Consider the following 922-nt stretch of genomic DNA (forward strand, 5'->3'; position numbering starts at 1 on the left):
TTGCTAAGGTAGCCGCCTATATCGGTGCTGGCTGGTTAGCTATCCGTATGGTAGATATCGTCATTCGCGGGCAATTCACTGCAATCTTTTCATCAGGCTTTTATTCGCTGGTGTTTATCTTAGAGATAGGGCTACTGGTGGCTGGTCTTTGGAAATTTTATAATGCCAACACACCTAGAAAATCATTTTACGCCGCAATGCTTACGTGTTGTGCAGGCGGAATATACCGCATAAATGTGTACCTATGCGGGTATAACCCTGGCAGTGCTTGGGTGGCGTATTTCCCGTCATTTATAGAGTTTATGGTAACCTTTGGCTTGATTGCGCTTGAAGTTTTGGGGTATATAACGCTTGCTAAACTATTTAATGTAATGGGTAAAGAACACTAGAGGAAATGAGGAGATAGGTATATATGGCTAGAATAACGATAGACCCTGTTACTAGGATTGAGGGGCATCTGCGCGTAGATGTTGAGGTGGACGGTGGCAAGGTATCTAAGGCGTGGAGTAGTGCACAGGCGTTTCGCGGGATAGAAACCATTGTTCTTGGGCGAGACCCTAGAGATGCTTGGGTGTATGCTGGGCGTTTCTGTGGCGTATGCACGTCCGTTCACTCAATGGCATCTGTCCGTGCGGTGGAAGACGCCCTGAACGTGGCAGTTCCGCTCAATGCTCAATACTTGCGCAATATAATGGTAACGGCTCACACATTGCAGGATAATATCGTTCACTTCTATCACCTGTCTGCATTAGATTGGGTTGATATTATTAGTGCGCTGAAAGCTGACCCTGCTAGGGCGGCAGTTTTGGCGCACCGCTCATCAGACTGGGCTGAAGATAGCATTGCTACATTTACAGCAACTAAGGACAGGTTAAAGAAATTTATTGATACGGGCAAACTAGGCATATTCGGCTCAGGCTAT

Annotated in this window: 1 protein-coding gene and 1 pseudogene; both read left to right on the top strand. The window is 46.4% G+C overall.

Going from position 1 to position 922, the window contains the following annotated elements; all coding sequences use genetic code 11:
• Positions 1 to 389: pseudogene (locus AC1MDJ_RS08125) on the top strand (Ni/Fe-hydrogenase cytochrome b subunit); the annotation flags it as partial.
• 23 nt (positions 390 to 412) lie between these two features.
• Positions 413 to 922: nickel-dependent hydrogenase large subunit (locus tag AC1MDJ_RS08130; RefSeq protein WP_479690411.1), on the top strand; the 510-nt coding region annotated here is incomplete at its 3' end.

The organism is Candidatus Termitispirillum reticulitermitis, from assembly GCF_054655775.1.